The 18,152-nt window shown below is 39.9% G+C and carries 15 protein-coding genes and 1 tRNA gene; 6 read left to right on the plus strand and 10 right to left on the minus strand.

The features are described 5' to 3' along the window. Position 1: 1 nt before the first annotated feature. Positions 2 to 313, minus strand: coding sequence for a hypothetical protein (locus tag EHQ16_RS17245; protein ID WP_004788640.1), 312 nt, complete (start codon positions 311 to 313; stop codon positions 2 to 4). Positions 314 to 388: 75 nt separating this feature from the next. Between EHQ16_RS17245 and EHQ16_RS17250 the strand changes: the two genes are divergently transcribed. From EHQ16_RS17250 to EHQ16_RS17260, 3 genes are all read left to right on the plus strand, one after another. Next, positions 389 to 461: transfer RNA gene (locus tag EHQ16_RS17250), tRNA-Ala, on the plus strand. Between the two features lie 114 nt (positions 462 to 575). Continuing rightward, positions 576 to 1,115: a peptide deformylase gene (def, locus tag EHQ16_RS17255; protein WP_135632417.1), complete on the plus strand. Its 540-nt coding sequence runs from the start codon at positions 576 to 578 to the stop codon at positions 1,113 to 1,115. A gap of 27 nt (positions 1,116 to 1,142) precedes the next feature. Then, positions 1,143 to 4,400: an efflux RND transporter permease subunit gene (locus tag EHQ16_RS17260; protein WP_135632418.1), complete on the plus strand. Its 3,258-nt coding sequence runs from the start codon at positions 1,143 to 1,145 to the stop codon at positions 4,398 to 4,400. 151 nt (positions 4,401 to 4,551) lie between these two features. On the opposite strand, the gene EHQ16_RS17265 is transcribed toward EHQ16_RS17260, so the two are convergent. Together EHQ16_RS17265 and tyrS are read right to left on the minus strand one after the other, a co-directional pair. Beyond that, positions 4,552 to 5,742, minus strand: coding sequence for a polysaccharide deacetylase family protein (locus EHQ16_RS17265; RefSeq protein ID WP_135632419.1), 1,191 nt, complete (start codon positions 5,740 to 5,742; stop codon positions 4,552 to 4,554). Between the two features lie 71 nt (positions 5,743 to 5,813). Then, complete coding sequence (gene tyrS / locus EHQ16_RS17270; protein WP_135632420.1) at positions 5,814 to 7,040, minus strand: tyrosine--tRNA ligase; 1,227 nt, start codon at positions 7,038 to 7,040, stop codon at positions 5,814 to 5,816. A 98-nt stretch (positions 7,041 to 7,138) separates the two neighbouring features. Here tyrS and EHQ16_RS17275 point away from each other — a divergent pair, with 98 nt between their 5' ends. Further along, positions 7,139 to 8,746 carry a glycerol-3-phosphate dehydrogenase/oxidase gene (locus EHQ16_RS17275; RefSeq protein ID WP_135632421.1) on the plus strand — a complete coding sequence of 536 codons (1,608 nt, stop codon included), beginning with the start codon at positions 7,139 to 7,141 and terminating at the stop codon, positions 8,744 to 8,746. Between the two features lie 7 nt (positions 8,747 to 8,753). Here EHQ16_RS17275 and EHQ16_RS17280 read toward each other — a convergent pair whose 3' ends face one another. From EHQ16_RS17280 to EHQ16_RS17305, 6 genes are all read right to left on the minus strand, one after another. Then, entirely contained in the window at positions 8,754 to 9,860 is a 1,107-nt protein-coding gene (locus EHQ16_RS17280; protein WP_244242130.1) for an NADase-type glycan-binding domain-containing protein, read from the minus strand. A gap of 56 nt (positions 9,861 to 9,916) precedes the next feature. Next, on the minus strand, positions 9,917 to 11,689 hold the full coding sequence (rpoD, locus tag EHQ16_RS17285; protein WP_100742789.1) for an RNA polymerase sigma factor RpoD: 1,773 nt from the start codon (positions 11,687 to 11,689) through the stop codon (positions 9,917 to 9,919). Positions 11,690 to 11,705: 16 nt separating this feature from the next. Then, positions 11,706 to 13,517: a DNA primase gene (gene dnaG, locus EHQ16_RS17290; protein ID WP_135632422.1), complete on the minus strand. Its 1,812-nt coding sequence runs from the start codon at positions 13,515 to 13,517 to the stop codon at positions 11,706 to 11,708. A gap of 12 nt (positions 13,518 to 13,529) precedes the next feature. Beyond that, positions 13,530 to 13,985: a GatB/YqeY domain-containing protein gene (locus EHQ16_RS17295; protein ID WP_135632423.1), complete on the minus strand. Its 456-nt coding sequence runs from the start codon at positions 13,983 to 13,985 to the stop codon at positions 13,530 to 13,532. A gap of 19 nt (positions 13,986 to 14,004) precedes the next feature. After that, positions 14,005 to 14,223, minus strand: coding sequence for a 30S ribosomal protein S21 (gene rpsU, locus EHQ16_RS17300; protein WP_002973784.1), 219 nt, complete (start codon positions 14,221 to 14,223; stop codon positions 14,005 to 14,007). An 87-nt stretch (positions 14,224 to 14,310) separates the two neighbouring features. Beyond that, positions 14,311 to 15,135, minus strand: coding sequence for a hypothetical protein (locus EHQ16_RS17305; RefSeq protein ID WP_167482671.1), 825 nt, complete (start codon positions 15,133 to 15,135; stop codon positions 14,311 to 14,313). A 105-nt stretch (positions 15,136 to 15,240) separates the two neighbouring features. Between EHQ16_RS17305 and fbp the strand changes: the two genes are divergently transcribed. Both fbp and EHQ16_RS17315 read left to right on the plus strand, forming a co-directional pair. Further along, positions 15,241 to 16,275, plus strand: coding sequence for a class 1 fructose-bisphosphatase (gene fbp, locus EHQ16_RS17310; RefSeq protein ID WP_135632424.1), 1,035 nt, complete (start codon positions 15,241 to 15,243; stop codon positions 16,273 to 16,275). A gap of 53 nt (positions 16,276 to 16,328) precedes the next feature. Further along, positions 16,329 to 16,613, plus strand: coding sequence for a hypothetical protein (locus EHQ16_RS17315; protein ID WP_232373655.1), 285 nt, complete (start codon positions 16,329 to 16,331; stop codon positions 16,611 to 16,613). A gap of 159 nt (positions 16,614 to 16,772) precedes the next feature. Here the strand turns inward: EHQ16_RS17315 and EHQ16_RS17320 are convergent, their stop codons facing one another. Further along, on the minus strand, positions 16,773 to 18,056 hold the full coding sequence (locus tag EHQ16_RS17320) for a hypothetical protein (protein WP_135632425.1): 1,284 nt from the start codon (positions 18,054 to 18,056) through the stop codon (positions 16,773 to 16,775). Between the last annotated feature and the right edge of the window lie 96 nt (positions 18,057 to 18,152).

Here is an 18,152-nt window from a genome sequence, read left to right on the forward strand (position 1 = left end):
TTTAATCTTTGTTAAATTTTAGTGATTCTTCTCTTAGTTTACGATTTGCATCTTCCAGTGACTTAATTTTGTCGAAAGCAGACATGAGTTCGTCTCGACTGAGATTGGATACCATTGAACTTGCTTGGACTGTTTCTTTAGCTTCCCTAAGTTCCATTCGAGAATAGTCGATGATTTGTTCGTACATACGAATGATCTCATCTGCATTTGCTAATTCTTGTTCGTTTAGTCTAAGAACTTTTTCATAGCCTTTGATGATATCCGATTGGATTTTCAGTTTTTTAGTCAGTTCTTCTACCGTATCTTGTCCCATAAAATCTCTGGTTCCTTAGCCATTTTGGGATTCTGTTGACAAGCAAACGCTGTCACCCACCTTGGATTAGCACAAGGGGACGTAGCTCAGTTGGGAGAGCGTTTGAATGGCATTCAAAAGGTCGGGGGTTCGATTCCCCTCGTCTCCAAAATCCCTCCCGAGATTTCAGCGTTCTAAGCCTCCCCTGTCAAATTCTTTTTCATTTGGATAGGAGATCACTTGATCAATCAGTGACCTTTTTCAATCTATTCCATATTAGATTATGGCTGTTAGAAAAATCCTCAAGATTGGCAATCCCTTACTCCGTCAAACGAGCGAAGACGTAACTGAATCCGAAATCCAAACCAAGGATTTTAAAAAACTGATTCGAGATATGTTCGAAACCATGCGTCACGCAGAAGGTGTGGGTCTTGCTGCCCCTCAAATTGGTGTTATGAAAAAATTGGTAGTTGTTGGCCAAGAGGATGACAACGGTAGGTATCCAGGAACTCCCGAAGTTCCAAACCAAATCATCCTCAATCCAGAAATCACCCCTCTTTCTGGGCCCGGCGAAGGATTCTGGGAAGGTTGTCTATCGGTTCCCGGAATGCGTGGTTACGTGGAAAGACCTGATAAAATTCGAATGAAATGGCGAGATGAAAATTTCGAAGAACATGAAGAAATCATTGAAGGTTACCGAGCCATTGTATTACAACACGAATGCGATCACCTATTCGGCGTTCTTTATGTAGATCGACTCAAAAGCACAAAGTTATTCGGTTACAACGAAGACATTGATACTGCAGGTAAATTGTTAGATTAAATAGTTTTTCTCTCCAAAAGGAGCCATATGGGCACATCCATCGTTGAGTATTTTCTTTCGAAGAGTTTATTCGTAAACCTTCTTACCTTTCTCATTCTCCTCGTGGGTGGATTCACTGCTGCCACGATGAACCGCGAAGCATTTCCCAATATCAATTTTGATATTGTCAGTGTCACAACTGTTTATCCAGGTGCGGCACCTGCTGATGTGGAAAAATTAGTCACCAAACCTTTAGAAGATGCTATCAAAGAAGTAGATGGAATCAAAGAATTCCGATCAGCTTCTTTGGAGAACCGATCAGGCATCATCATCACCATTGATCCCAATACCAAAAATACACAAAAGGTAGTTGATGATTTAAAATCAGCAATTGATCGGATCCAAGATCTACCAGAAGAGGTAGAAGATCCCATAGTCACAGAAATCACAACAGCAAGGCAACCAGTCATTGAAATTCATTTAAGTTCAGGTCTAAAAGACGGTAAACCCTTGTTAAATGGAAAAGAACTACGTGACCAAGCAAAAATTTTAGAAGAAAAACTAAAAGACCTACCTTCCGTTGCAAGAATCACTAAACGTGGTTGGCGAGAAAGGGAAATGAAGGTGGATTTGGATCCAGACAAACTGCGAGCTCTTTCCTTGTCTTCTACCCAAGTCATCAATGCCCTCCGCCTAAGAAATATTAATTTCCCCGGTGGAAATATCAATGAAAGTACTCGAGAAATCATCGTTCGCACTGTTGGTGAATTTGATACCGCAGAAGAAATTGCCAATGTATTTGTGCGTTCCAATGACGCCGGACGTTCTGTACGCATTCGAGATGTAGCTCATGTTACGGAAGGATTTGAGGATTCAGAATATTTAGACAAATCCAATGGTAATATTGCCATTGCACTAACAGTCATCAAAAGGGAAAAAGCAGATGCCATCACTGTTGTCGATGATTCCAAACTAGTTGTAGAAGAATTTATTAAATCCACAGGTGGAACTGTAAAACACGCATTTGTCAATGACCTTTCTAAATACATCAGAAGAAGGCTTGGCGTTTTAACATCCAATGCAGTCTCAGGACTTTTTCTCGTAACTGCATCCTTATTTGTGTTTCTCGGATGGAGGATGGCTCTGATGACTGCCCTCGGGATTCCGATCTCGATTGCTATGACCTTTGTGGCAATGAATTATATGGGATTAACTTTAAACTTAATCTCTATGATGGGACTCATCATTGTTGTGGGAATTTTAGTGGATGATGCCATCATCATTTGTGAAAACGTCTACCGCCATTTGGAAATGGGCGAAGAACCGTTCGAAGCTGCCATGCGAGGAACAAGCGAAGTTTTAGCTCCCGTAACCGCTACCGTGACAACAACGATCGCGGCTTTTGGACCGATGTTATTTATGACGGGAATTTTTGGAAAGTTCATCCATTCCATTCCTCTCGTTGTGATCCTCTCTTTATGTAGTTCTTTATTTGAAGCTTTTTTTATGTTACCTTCCCACTTGTATGATGTGAGTAAAACCACTGATATGAAAGGAGAAGTAAAAGAAGAATCTCATTGGTTTGTGAAATTTAAAGAACAAACCTATTTACCCCTCCTTAGTTTTGCACTGAAGAATCGTTGGAAGATGATAGGCCTTCTTATGGGGCTATTTGTGTTTTCGTTAGCAATTCAGGTGAAATTCGGAAAATTTAAACTTTTTCCAGGAGCCATTGAAACCTTCCAAGTCAGAATCACTGCAGAAACGGGTTTAAAATTAGAAGAAACAGATCGTTTCATTCGAGCCATTGAAGATGCCGTAGGAAAACTTCCTGAGGGGGAAGTGGAAAACTATATCTCTCGTGTGGGCATCATCCAAAAAGATCCGAATGATCCTTTTACCAAACGAGGGAAAAATTACGCACAAGTGATGGTATATTTAACCCCTGATGATAATAGAGAAAGATCTACAGAAACAATCATTGAAGTAGTGCGCCAAAACACCAAATTCATGTTAAATGAAAAAGCACTTCTCCTTTTGGAAGAAAAACTGGCAAAAGAAAATACTTCATCACCTAAGGTAGAAAACATAACTCCGAAAGAAGAAGTTCCGAGGGAGTATCTTTCTTTAAAGGGAAAACTTGTTAATTTAGAATTCGAAAAACTTGCCGGCGGTCCACCTGTAGGAAAACCTGTTGCGATTGAAATCAAAGGAGATGACTTTGCCACCTTACTCAAAATTGGTGGGGAGTTCAAAGCAGCCCTTGCAAAAATCAATGGGGTCACAGATATCGGCGATGATTTTAACGAAGGAAAGGATGAGATCCGTGTTTCTGTTGACGAATCACTTGCTTCCTTTGCAGGAGTGAACGTCCAATCAGTTTCCCTTGCCATCAACACCGCCTTACAAGGAACAGTATCCACAAAAATCAAACGGGCAGATGAAGAAGTAGATGTAAGGGTTCGTTTTCCAGAAGAATATCGAGCCTCCCTCACCCATTTAAACAAAGTTTATGTCAATAACCTAACCGGTAACTTAATCCCAGTCTCTCGACTGACAAGTTATGATAGAAACCCAGGACGAGCCTCCATCAATCATTTGGATGGCAAACGTTTGTTAACGGTAACTTCCAATATCGATGAAACAGTTTCTACTTCTAGGCAAGTCAATATAGAGGCAAAAAAACTCACAGAAGGAATCATCGCCAAATACCCGGGTTATTCAGTGCGTTTTTCAGGAGAAAACAAAGATACAGAAGAGTCGATGGCATCCCTCGGCAGGGCTTTTCTTGTGGGACTTCTCATTATCTATATGATTCTCGCATCCCTTTTCCGCTCCCTCGCCCAACCACTGATTGTGATGAGTGCCATTCCCTTTGCGGTGATTGGTGTGATTTTTGCCTTTTTACTACACGGGCAACCGTTCTCTTTCCTTGCCTTTCTTGGAATCATTGGACTTGCGGGGGTGGTCGTCAACGACTCCATTGTTCTTGTAGATTGTGCCAACCAACTTCGTTTAGAAGACCCAAGTAAATCTACTTTTGATTTACTCGTAGAAGCAGGAAGCATTCGTCTAAGAGCAGTTATGCTCACAACGGTTACAACCGTTCTCGGACTCCTTCCGACTGCCTATGGAATTGGAGGAAAAGACCCTTTCCTTGTTCCGATGGCTTTGGCTTTTGGATGGGGACTTGCTTTTGCGACATTCATCACACTCATTATGGTGCCGGTTTTTTATTTAAACCTATATCTATTTAAAGATTGGTTTGTCGCAAAATACCAAACGAGAAAGAAACAATTTGTATAACGGAAATTAAAGAGCGATCCAACCGCACCTAAGCAAAAAAGGTGCGGTGTCCGGCGAATACACCAATTCAAGGAATATTTAGAAATCGAACTTTGGATTAAAATTGAAAAACTGACTAGAGATTGATAAGAAAAAAATCAGTAACGATTTTCTAATCTTTTTTATCATTCAAAACTTCAGAGAGCGTTACAAACTTATATCCTTTTTCCTTCATTCTTTCAATGAAGGTAGGGAGGATATAAATCAACTTATCAAATTTTCTTGGCCCACCCAAATGCATTAGAATGATGGCTCCGTTCATTCCGTTCGGATCCGCCTTCTCCCAATTATCCAAAAAAGTTAAGGTTTCCTCGCCTGTTTTATAATGCGGGTTACGAACCACTTCCTTTTTGCCTTTGGATGTTTTTTTATATAGAAATTGTTTGCTGATGTAATCTGGTAAATCAAGTGAACCTTTAGAGTTATTTGACCACATAATATGATCTGTATAACCAAGACTGGCATGTGCATCTAAAATCAGCTGACTGAGTGCCCCATAAGGGAGTCGGTAATATTTTTTTAACTCTTGTTTGGTGAGTGAATGAAAAGTATCTTCTACTCGTTTTAGCTCTTCCGCCATCCGTGGCAGGTCCAAAACAGATTTTGAAAGATATTCAAGAACCGTCCTTTTTTTTAATGAAGTTTCGGTCACAGACCTTTGGTAATTGAAATGGGACCAGGTATGGTTTCCAAATTCCACCGATCCAGTTTTCGCCATTTTTTTAATATAATCTAGATTATTACGAATGAAAAAAGATCCATTGATATCAGATGGCCTTTCATTGGAAAGAAAGAGTGTTACTTTGATTTTATGTTCTTTGATATAATTGTATAAAACAGGAAGTTCTTCGCCAGTCGCCAAATCAAAAGTAAGGGCAATTTCTTTTTGCGATTCATTTCCCCTGAGGACATTACGACCTTTGGTATTTTGACTTACCTCTTTTAGGAACTGAATGTTTTCTTCGACTTGTTTGGCTAGTTCTGTATCCGGTTCTGCATCACCCGCAAGAGCATATTCTTCTCGCAGTTGCTCTTGGTACATAAGAGAAAAGAGAGATTGTTCGAGTTCCCTAAGATTCTTATCTTTTTCTTTGACTTCAGTTTCGAGTTTGGTGACACTGAGACTTAAATAAAGTAAATACCCACAAAGAACAAGAACGGTAATTCCAACAAAGGCCAGTGCAGAAACAAGGGCAAACTTTCGAAGTTTTTTCGCAAACAATCTGTCTTTCTCGATGTCCTGGGAAAGTTCATGAACGATATCTTGAATTTCCTTTTCTTCGTTTGTCGGATCGAGGGACATGCGGGTATGGGTTTCCTTACTTTCGATTATCGGATTTGCCGCGACCGTTCTAAAACGAGCGGCAATCCTCTTTAAGTCTTTATCTTTAAAAATTTTCCCTTCTTCCCTTGGCGGATCAGATATTCTTTTCCTGGTTCCAAGGATAGTGCCGGATCGGTGATTTTTTCTTCATCCAAATACAATCCACCGGCCTGAACAAGCCTCCGCCCTTCCGATACACTAGGAATGAACTTCAACTGAGAGAGAACATAAACAAGTAACGGAGGTTTTTCTGCAAAATAAGAGGAGTCCAGTGTTTCCGTTGGAATTTCATCCGGTAAGGCTCTGTTTTTTGTATTGTGGATGGCAGTCCACTCTTCGACTGCTTTCCTGTTTTCCTCTTCTGGATGGAGTTGGTCCATCACAAGGAGAGCCAGTTCTGTTTTGACTTCTTTCGGGTGGAGTGATTTCGAACGAATCCCCTCCTTTCTCTTTTCCATTTCGGAAATTGGGAGATCTGTCAAAAGTTCAAAATAATTCCACATCAGGTCATCTGAGATCGACATGATTTTTCCATACATGTCGATGGGTTTTTCAATGATGCCCACATAGTTTCCCAGTGACTTGGACATTTTTTTGACACCATCTAGACCAACAAGTAATGGCAAAGTAACGACGGATTGTGGTTTTTGTCCGTACTCTCTTTGTAAATCACGACCCACTAACATATTAAATTTTTGGTCTGTTCCCCCAAGTTCCACATCTGCTTTCATCGCAACAGAATCATAACCCTGAACTAAGGGATATAGAAACTCAATCATGGAGATGGGTGTACCCGCTTTATGACGTTTGGTAAAGTCATCTCTTTCTAACATTCGAGAGACTGTGTATTTGGATGTTAAAACCAAAACATCTTCGAATTTCATTTCGGAACACCAATGAGAGTTATATAAGATCTTGGTTTTATTTGGATCGAGAATTTTAAAAACTTGGTTTTGGTAAGTTTTGGAATTTTCCAAAACCTCTTCTTTCGAAAGACGTTTTCTTGTTTCGGATTTGCCTGTTGGGTCTCCGATCATGGCAGTAAAATCACCAAGCATAAAACAAACTTCATGACCTAAGTCTTGAAAGTGTTTGAGTTTTCGGAGTAAAACAAAATGTCCCAAATGTAAATCGGGAGCCGTGGGATCAAAACCTGCTTTGATGGTAAGGGAAGGTTTGGATTTTATTTTTTCTAGTAACTCTGCCTCACTGATGATCTCAACAGTTCCTCGGCGGATGGTATCTAATTCTTGGTTCAATTCTCTTTCAGTTTTCATAACAAATTTAAAAAATTTTCGATGGTCGAAATGGTGACTTTTGACAATACTAACCGTAGAATCTCTATAGGCAACCACCAAAGTACGTAAAAAACCTTATGAATCATTTAGATGAACGAAAACAAACGCTAAAACAATTAGAATCAACTGACTACGATATCTTAGTACTCGGCGGAGGTGCCACTGGATCTGGTACCGCTCTGGATGCTAGTTTACGTGGATACAAGGTAGCCCTTTTAGAAAAACAAGATTTCTCAGCGGGAACTAGTTCTCGTTCCACAAAGCTCATCCATGGAGGGGTTAGGTATTTAGCCCAGTTCCATTTTAAATTAATCTACGAAGCTCTATCAGAAAGAAAACGCCTCCTCATCAATGCACCCCATCTTGTAAAACCTTTGCAGTTTGTTTTACCAACCTATGTTTGGTGGGAAAAACCTTTTTTCTCCATTGGTCTTACGATGTATGATATCCTTGCGGGGAGATCGATTGTTCCTGGTCACGAAAGGATCTCAAAAGCCACGGCTGTGGATTATTTTGCCTCCATCAAAAAAGAAAAACTGAAAGGTGGAATCTCGTATTACGATGCTCAGTTCAATGACGCTAGACTCAATGTAACAACTGTTCGTGCTGCCAAAGAAAACGGTGCCGATGTAATTTCTCGAATGGAAGTGGTCTCCTTCTTAAAAGATGCGAATGGAAAAATCATAGGTGTCACTGCAAAAGATCTCATCACCAAAAAGAAAATTAACATCAAAACAAAAGTAGTCGCAAATACCACCGGAGTTTGGATTGATTCCCTTCGAAAACTGGATGATCCTAAAGCAGAAAATGTTCTTGCACCAAGCCAAGGAATCCACCTTGTCTTCGACAAAACAAAGTTACCTTGCCGCACGGCAATGATCATTCCGAAAACGGCCGATGGTCGTGTGGTTTTTGTGATCCCTTGGGAAGGAAAAGTACTTCTTGGAACCACTGACACCGCGATCAAAAAGATAGATGTAGAACCTCTCCCTCTTGCATCAGAAGTAGAGTTTTTACTAAAAACAGGAAATGATTACTTAGATACAAAGTTAACCAAAGCAGACATTGAATCTGTTTTTTCGGGCCTTCGCCCTCTTATCTCTACGGGAGATAAAAAAGATACAAAATCCATCTCTCGTGAAGAAGCCATTCTTGTATCAAACTCAGGTCTTGTGACTATGTCTGGTGGGAAATGGTCAACGTTCCGCAAAATGGCAGAAGACCTAACTGACAAACTCATTTCTGTGGGGAACCTTCCTTCTAAAATGAAATGTGTCACTGCCAGTTTTGCTTTCCCTGGTGCCGAAGGATACTCCAAACATTTGGTCGCAAAAATCCAAACCATGTATGATCTCTCTTATGACACTGCGGTTCGTTTGGTGGATGCATACGGTGGAGAAGTATCTTTTATTTTAGGTAAAAATCCAAAGGAAATCAAAAAAGGCTCTGGATATTTCTTAGAAGAAATCAAACATTTTGTGAAAAAGGAATTTGCACTTTCCGTTACCGATGTTCTATCCAGAAGATGGAGAGTTGTGTTTTTGGATTTAAAACTGGCGGAATCTCTCGCAGTTCCTGTCGCTAGTGCACTCGCCAAAGAACTAGGTTGGAAGGAAGAAGAAAAAAAATCTTCCTTAAACGAACTGACAAGTCATATCAAAGATTTAAAGAAAACGATCGCCTGATTTGTTTCTATTTCGGTTTGGGAAGTTCGTAATGATAAAAAGTTCTTCCCGATTCCTTTTCCTTTAGAACAAATAGAAAGTGCGTTTTAGGATTAAATACTTCAGAAAACTTAGTGCCGAGTTTTGTTTTGAAGTTTTCAAAGTCTTCATCGCCCACTTCGGCTCGTTTGAAAACCCAAGAAATATTTCTTTCGATACCACCCCCATCATAATAACTTAAGTTTAACTCCAAACCTTCTTCAGAAGATTGAAGGATGGTATAAGTTCCCACAATGGATGGTAAAAATCCCAACGGGTCACCTTCTCCATACATTTCGGAAAAACTAAAGGTTTGGTCGGCTTTAAAAAAAACAGGAAGGATGGTTCCTTGGTCATAAAAGGAAATGGTTCCCTTTTCATTGGCAAATACCAATTGTTTGAATCCAGAAAAATGCCTTTCGGCTTTTCCAAATTGTTCAATGGTACGTTTGATTTTATCAAAGGACACCCAAGGATAAGAAACAAATTTTTCTTTTTGTATTTCACCAAACTGAACCTCGGAAATACAAACCCTACCAGTAGACCCCAAACCATGGGTTTCTAAAATTTCCAACCGAATGACATTGCCATGAAACTTTGCATCTAAATCCAAAACTTGGAATCCCGATTTTCCAAATTTTGGTTTGGAAAGTTCTAGATCCACAGTAGAACCTAATTTTAATTTAGATTTTAAATCATCTGTTTCCATCTCAAAAGAAGTAATTCGAATTTTTTTAACAGCATCGTTTGTTTTTAAATCGTTTGCACTTCTATGAAATCCATTAAATATCTGTAAGGCGGAAAACTGAGAAAAAGAATTTAGATAAAGAGTAAATCCTGATCCAAATTCCTTGGCATTGGCACAAAATGCTGTCGAGACTTTATCATCCAATGAAAACTCGGGACTAAACCGCCATGGTTCTTCAGGATTTATTTGGCCGAGACTTTGTGTGCGAAGGTAATCTAATTGTTTTTCAGATGCTTTACAGTGAAAGAATATTGGAATCAAAAGAAATATGAAAAAAATGCTAAAAATGGATTTGGAATTTGGGAACAATAAAGAAGAAGGAGAAGCTGGTAATTGGTTCAGACCCATGGACTTTCAAACCATGGATCCGAACGAAACTTCGATCAAGCGAAAAACAATTTCTATTAATCGATATAATCTTTGAGTTTTTTAGATCTACTTGGGTGGCGGAGTCTTCGTAGTGCTTTTGCTTCAATCTGACGAATCCTTTCCCGAGTCACCTTAAACTGATAACCCACCTCTTCCAATGTTTGTGCATACCCATCATCCAAACCGAATCGCATCCGAATGACCTTTTGCTCCCGAGCGGGAAGGGTTTGTAAAACCTGACGGATTTGTTCTGAAAGGATAGAAGACGCGGCTGAGTTTAGTGGAGAGATGACTTCTTTGTCTTCGATAAAATCTCCGAGTTCCGAATCTTCTTCTGAACCCACAGGAATCTCAAGAGAGATTGGTTCCCGAGCCACGTTTTTCACAGCCTTTACTTTCTGCACGGGCCAGCCGAGTCGTTCTGCAATTTCATCATTGGATGGATCGCGACCAAACTCTTGGACAAAGAGTCTTGTTTCTCGAATCACTTTGTTCACTTGTTCAATCATATGAACAGGAACACGGATGGTTCTTGCTTGGTCAGAGATCGCACGAGTGATGGCTTGTCTGATCCACCAAGTGGCGTAAGTAGAAAATTTATAACCTTTTTTGTATTCGAATTTATCAACAGCACGGATAAGACCGATGTTTCCTTCTTGAATCAAATCGAAGAAATGCATCCCACGGTTGGCATAACGTTTTGCAATGGAGACCACCAAACGAAGGTTTGCTCGCACAAGTTCTCTTTTGGCTTGGGCAATTTCTCTTTCGCCTTTGATGATTTTTTCACCCCAGTCTTTGATTTCCCCAACAGGAGAACCAGCTTCCTGTTCCATACGACGGAGTTTTCTTTCGTTGTTACGAATGTCTTTGATGACTTCTCTGACTTCATCAATATCACAACCCATCATCTTTTCGATTTCATCTAGGTTTTCATTTTTTTCGATGAAACGGTTGAGGGCTTTGATTTCACGAACATCATGTCCGTATTTGGCTTTGATTTTAAGGAAATGTTTTTCGATTTCCTTAACTCGGAAAACCATTGATTTGATCTTTTGAGAGATCTTTTGGATTTCTTTTTGAGAGACTCCAATTTTGCGAATGGCTTCGTCAATTTTACCAGTGGATAAATCAATTTTTTCTTTGAGTTCTTTGAACTTCTTAGAGTTCTCAGAATATTTACGAATTCGGTTTGTGGATTCGTTGAGAACTTTTTCATCCTGTTGGATGAGTTCCATGTTTTCAAAAAATACTTTTTCTAATTTGTCCGCTTGCTCTTGGTTGAGAGCGTACATTTTGTCCACTTTCACTAAGTCATAAACTTTGATTTTTTTAGATTTAATTTTAGGAATTAGTTTCGCAAAGTTTTGGCGTAGTATTGAAGAACTAAGGATTGTTTCTTCAATTATTTTTTCACCCTTCTCAATCCGTTTGGCAAGAAACACTTCTGTTTCACCAGAGATAAGAGATACTTTACCAATTTCTTTTAAATAAAGGCGAATCGGGTCTTCGGAACTAGAAGAAACACTGGACTCTCTTTTTTTACGTGCAGGTTTCTCTTTTGTTTCTTTTGTGGATTCTTCTTTTGTAGTTGTGAGGGAACTAGATTCTTCCAATGATTTTTTGGAATACTCTTCTACAATTTCGATCCCCATTTCGTGTAACAAAGTAAAGACATCATCAATCTTTTCGGAATTTAAAATTTTATCCGGAAGTATTTCATTGATTTCATCATAAGATACCTCTCGATTTGCTTTTCCGATCGAGATGATCTTTTGTACTTCTGGTAGGCTTGCTAGATTTTCCATTCTACCTCTATCCTCTTTATACTTCTAACGTTTGGATCGTTCGGAGATACACGGATCTCTTATTTTTTTCACTTTTTAAGAGTGAAAGTTCTGACAAAAGATTGTTCTTTTCTTCAATCGTTAAGTCAGGTTTGGCCATCTCTTTGACAAGTTCTTCCATCCTTGCGTCATCCAACAAATCCGCATGGTAAAGAAACATCCCTTTAAATAATCCTGGTGACGTCGATTCATCGGCCGTAAAATGTTCGGCGATCATTCCCAGGTATTCCGAAGGAATCTCTTCCCTCGAAAGAATTTCTGCAGCTGTTAGGTTCTCATTCTGCAAATACTTCGTATATAAATAGTCCCAAAGAAAAGCGGATACTTCATCTCGAAACTCGAGTGACAACAAATCATCAGCGAAACTAAACAGTTCCAAATTCTGAATGAGCATTGCGATCATCTTACGTTCACAAACCAAAACGGGAGAAAGTTTCCCTGGTTTGGCCAGTGTCCGTTCTTTTTTAGTATCGACCGCAGAGGGGGTCGAAGTTACACCCGGCTTGCCACGAAAATCCTGAAAAAGAGAAGAAAAAGAGAGTCCGAGCTGGCGTGCCCCCTCTTCTAAATAGACCTGTTTGTCCGTTTCTTTTTCCATCGGTTTCAGGAATTCGAAGAGTTTTTTGACACCTGCCTGTTTTTCCTCAGCCAAGGAAGATGGACCCGCACCACCCAGGATCTCACGGATCATAAATTGGGAAGCAGGAGCCGCCCCTTCCAGTAAATCTCTAATTTCTTGTTTGTTATGATGGAGGGAATAATCAAAAGGATCCTTTCCTTCTGGGATATGACATACCTTTACCACCACTCCTTCTTTCGAAAGGAGATTCACGGCACGAAAGGCACCTTTGGTTCCTGCTTTATCAGAATCCATCATGAGGTACACTTTGTCCGCCATATTTTTTAAGATCCGAACATGGCCTTCTGTAAATCCAGTTCCAAGAGGAGCAACCACAAACTCGATCCCTTTACGAAAGAGTCCAATGGCATCAAACACACCTTCGACGATGACAGCTTCTCTTGTTTTACGGATGCTGTCTTGGCTCAAATTCAAATTATAAAACGTACGACTTTTGTCGTAAATAAGGGAGTTCGGACTATTGATGTATTTTGCTTCTTCCGATTCACCGAGAATCCTACCGGAAAAGGCAATCACTCTCCCCCGAGTATCAATGACCGGAAACATAATGCGACTTCTAAAGAAATCATAAGGATCTCTATTTTGGTCTTGTCTTTTGAGAAGACCTAACTGCTCACCTAACTTAACTTCGGCTTCTGTTTTGAACAGGTCTTGTCGTAAATTTCCAAATCCAGGAAGTCCAAACCCTATTTTAAAAACCTTTAAATCCTCTGTATACATCCCTCGTGATTCTAAATATTTTAGAGCCACTTCACCGGCACTGGTATTTAAATTTCTTTGAAAGTATTCCAATGCTTTTTGTGAAACTTGGTAGAGAGCTTCCTTTTTACGTTCAGATTCTTCCTCTTCTTTGGTTCTTTCCACAAGAGGAATTCCAGAATAATCAGAAAGGATTTCTAAAGATTTGAGAAAGTCTACCTTTTGGTAGTCCATCACAAATCGAAACAAATCACCGGATGCTTTACATCCAAAACAGTGATAGAATCCACCTTCCGCGTTTACATTGAAAGATGGAGTTTTTTCATTGTGGAAGGGGCAAATGCCTACAAGGTTTCTTCCCATACGACGTAAGGGAACAAATCGGTTGATATAGGAATCAATGGAGACTTCTCTGCGAACTCTTTCTTTAAAACTTTGGTAAGGATTCACAGTGTAACAGTATTAACGGACGCTAAGTGCTTGTTTAACGAGGGAGGATACCTTGGAGCCGTCTATATTTTGTCCTTTAAATTTTGCCATTACTTTACCCATCACCTTTCCCATATCCTGGGCTCCGCTCACATTCAATTCCACAATGGCTTCGTTGACTGCGATTGAGATTTCTTCTTCGGAGACTTCTTTTGGAATATAACGAGAGATGACTTCTGCTTCCTGAATTTCTTTACTCGATAGATCAGGACGATTGGCTTTGTCATATTCAACAGCCGTGTCCTTTCTTCGTTTGAAATTGGATTTAAGGATCTGCATCACAGCAGTATCCGTCAGCTCGGAAGCACCGGTTTTGGTTAATTCATATTGAATTTCTGCTTTGATGAGACGCAAAGTGCCGAGGACGGTTTCATCCTTGGCCTTTAATGCCGTTTTTAGATCGGTACTGATCGTCTCTTGCAGGGTCATTGGAAAACCAGCTTAAAGATTAAAGTTTATCTTTTTTAGCGAATAATCTTTTCTTTTTGTCTCGTTTGCGTTTTGCCGCTTCGACAGCCTTCTTTTTCACAACACTAGGCTTTTCGAAGTATTCACGGCGTTTGATTTCGCTCATGATACCAGCATTCGCACAATCTCTTTTGAATCTACGAAGCGCCGCCTCGATAGATTCCCCTTCTTTTAAATAAATCCCTACTTGTGGGGTCATAGACAAACAACTGTCCTTTTGTAAAAATGGTCTAGTTTTGACGGTATCGGAAACCGCCCTGATTTGTCAATTCAGCCGAAAAACTAATCAGAAATTTTCGATGAAAATCGAAGAAAATCGGGAATCATCGGCCAAAACATCCCTGTCGATAGGGAAAATCTTCAGTTTATAGTCCAAAATCAAATGTTTGGATGGAAAGTAAAGCGATCCAAACCTTTGGTTGGCTCCATCCAATGTCTCTCCTGGACAAAATAAAAAATAAGACCTTGGATTCAGTTGGAAATTGAATTCGTTTTCCCGAGTTTCTTTGTGGAGGGTGGCTGTGACTTCTCTTAGAATCTCTTGGCTTTTCACCACTCCCATGGGTTTGAAAAAAGGAGAAAGGTCTTGGAGGTGAAAGAAGGCAATGACTCCTGATTGGATCTCACCCGAAAAGGATCTTTCCATTTTTTTGCGGATGGGTGCGGTGATGGTTTGGAAATCGAGAAGGTTCTTTTCTCGCATGGAGATCCCAGTGGCACAAAAGGTCAAAACTTGGTTGGATAGATCTTCCCAATTTCTTTTAGAAAGTTCTGGTTCTATTTCCTGGACCACAAGGACAAAAACAGGCACCTCTCCCTCGGGAAGGCGTAGGATATTGATTTTTAAATCTTTTCCTCTTTCGGTAAATGTTCCGAGAGGTTTTGGTTCCATAAATTCCAAACCACGAACCAGTTCCGTTAGTTTTTCCGAAACGAGACCCCGTAGCCAATCTTCTTTTTCTGTCCTGCCAAATTCAAAAACGATTTCACCGGCGAGATAAACCCAACCCAAAAGGGCTCCCACACTGGCAAAACTAATGCCGAGCCTTCTCGAATGGTAATCTGTCATTTGCATGGAAGGAGAAGTATTTACATGAATTGGATCTGTCATTGGAACCTAGTTTTAGTATCGGCTGGCACCAAGCCAATCAAAAGGAGAAAGGATTGCTCCTGGAGTTATCCCCCCAAAATGGAGTAAAAACCACTCGGGGAACCTGTGAACGCAACACCGAAACAAAAAAAACTCATCTCTCTATCGCAATTCATTCTAGAAGAGCAACTCAAAATCCCTCATGCCTCCGGAGAATTTACAGCTCTACTCAGCCATCTCGTTTATGCTGCCAAAATCGTCGGTCGCGAAGTGAGAAAGGCCGGACTTTTGGATGATATCCTTGGTGCCACAGAAGATACCAATGTCCAAGGCGAAACCCAAATGAAATTGGACCAATACGCGGACAACGCCTTCAACCAGTCCCTTAAAATTTGTGGCCACCTTTGTGTCCTTGCCAGTGAAGAACACGAACACATCATCCCAATTCCTGGTGGTTACAATATGGGAAAGTACACTATGGCCATTGATCCCCTAGACGGATCTTCCAATATTGACACCAATGTTTCCATCGGAACCATTTTCTCCATCCACCAAAGACTAGAACCAAATTCCAAAGAACCAGGTGGCGAACGCGACCTCTTACAACAAGGCCATTTGCAACGTTGTGCTGGTTATATCATCTACGGATCCTCTACCATGCTCGTACTTTCGACAGGAAAGGGAGTTTCCGGATTTACCTTAGATCCAAGTGTGGGGGAATTTTTACTCTCTCACCCCAATATGCAAATGCCGATCTCCGGTGATATTTACTCTGCCAATGAAGGAAATGCCTCCTATTGGTCTCCAGAAGTACAGGCCTACCTCCAAAAGATCAAGTCCATCGAAGGCGGAAAAAAACCCAAAACCGCGCGTTACATCGGGTCACTCGTAGCAGATTTCCATAGAAACCTTTTGAAAGGTGGGATTTTCCTCTATCCGAACGATACGAAGTCATCCAAATATCCCAATGGAAAATTACGACTCTTGTACGAAGCAGCACCAATGGCCTACATTGCCGAACAAGCAGGTGGGATGGCAGTGACTGTGAAAGGTGAGCGGATCCTTGACCTCACACCAAAAGAACTTCATGAAAGAACAACGCTCATTATTGGAAGTAAGAAGGAAGTAGAAGAATTCCTTACATTCATTCCTAAGGCATAATTTTCGATTCGGATCCAGAAATTTCTTTCAAAAGAAATCGCAATCGAGTAGTTTTGGCAGAATTAAAAGATTTTAGGAGAAAACTTTCAATGAATAAAAAACTACTCGTTTTAATTCTTGGTGTAACTATGGCTTCCGGACTTGCATTCTGCAAAAAAGAAGAGCCAGTTGTTGAAGAAAAAATCGAAACTGTTGAAGATGCAGCTAAAAAAGTAACTACAGAAGTAGAGAAAAAAGTTGATGCAGCTGTAAAAACTGCAGAAGCAGAAGCTAAAAAAGCAGCAACAGGCGCGATCAAAGACGCAACAAAAGACATTAAAAAACCAGCTGGTTTCTAATCATCTTTTTTTCGTAAAAAGAAAAACCAACCGAAGTTTCGGTTGGTTTTTTTATTTTAAAGGCAATCATTTCTAAAATTGCCGTTCTAATTTCTTTTTCTCCAATCTTAGGACTTTTCATCCACTAACAGTCACAGATGAAATTCCAAATTTATATCCCTAACTATCAGAATATTTTATCTTCGCATGGAGTTCTTCTTCCAATGCACATTTAGGATAGGTTCCCACATCCAAAGAAATTCCAATATGTCCAAAAGGATCTTGAGGGGAAATGATTCTTAAATCCCACCCGTTCACAATCCAAGGGCATTGGTAATTTTTATCACGACAAAGAATCTGTGCAGACTTTGGTTTGGGATAGGCCCAAGCAGAAGTTTGGAACTTACATTTGTTTTCAATTTCTGCGATGGTGCGAATTCTTTTGATGGCTTGATCAAATTCTTTGAACCGACTGGTCATGGGATCGGCAAGGTCTTTTCGGAATAAGCCCTTCTCTGCATTGTAAGTAAACATCACGAGAAGTTTTTCCGAAACATGTTCTTTATCCGAAGTTGTTTTTAAATTCTCTATGATATAACGAGCAATTTTTAAAGCATCGAGTGTCACTTCTGCTGTATCATCCGCATATTCACCGGCTTCTTCTTCATCGTCGCTGGCATCATCTTCCATTCCACTTCCAGTCAAAAGATCTTGGTTGAGTTGGTGTTTGCGAAGATCCTCTACATTCACATTGGCAGGTGAAACTCCCGGAATTTCGAATCCATTGGAACCATGATTGTTAATCGCACTAATGACTTCTTCGGGGAGATTAAATTTTCTTGCGATTTCGAGAGAGAGCCCCACAGCAGAAGACAATGAAGAACCAAAAAAACTTTGTTTGTACAATCCTTCTTTAGATACAGAGATGTCGGCACAAAGACCAGCGAGGAAACTAAATCGGTTCACCATTTTAAAACCGTATTTTTTTTGGATGACAGATCCTAAACTCAAAAGTCCAAAATCAGCAAGATGATTAAAAAATTCTTTATGGCTGAGTAAAATTCTAAAAAAAGACAAAGCAAGTGATTTCGAATAAAAAGAATTTTGAATGATCCCTTTGAGACTCGCCATCCTTTCCGCATTTTGTTCGTATAAATGATAAATGAATTCATTGGACCTGTCTTCAATTCGACTGAGAATTGCTTTAGAAAGTACCATCCGAAGCATCCGCATCAGATCTTTCGACATTGCTAGTTTGAATGAAGGGATATAATTTCCTTCCATTCCCTCTAACTTCATTAAAATGTTTTCTTTGATCGCAACTTTTTCTTTGATTAAAATATTTCCATTTTTTCCGACAACAGGTTCACTGAGGGAAACTGATCCTAATAAATCATAATCCACTGCAAAATTTTTAAATTCATTGAATTCTAAGAATTCGATACCAGCATTCGTAATTTTCATAAGTATCCTATGGAAAGTGTCTCATAGAAGTCCCTTGGAGAGCAAGATTTTTGCTTTCCTTCTGCGTCTAAATAGTGTAGTTTTTTAGTCGTTTTG

Source organism: Leptospira kanakyensis (assembly GCF_004769235.1).
GTDB lineage: Bacteria > Spirochaetota > Leptospiria > Leptospirales > Leptospiraceae > Leptospira_A > Leptospira_A kanakyensis.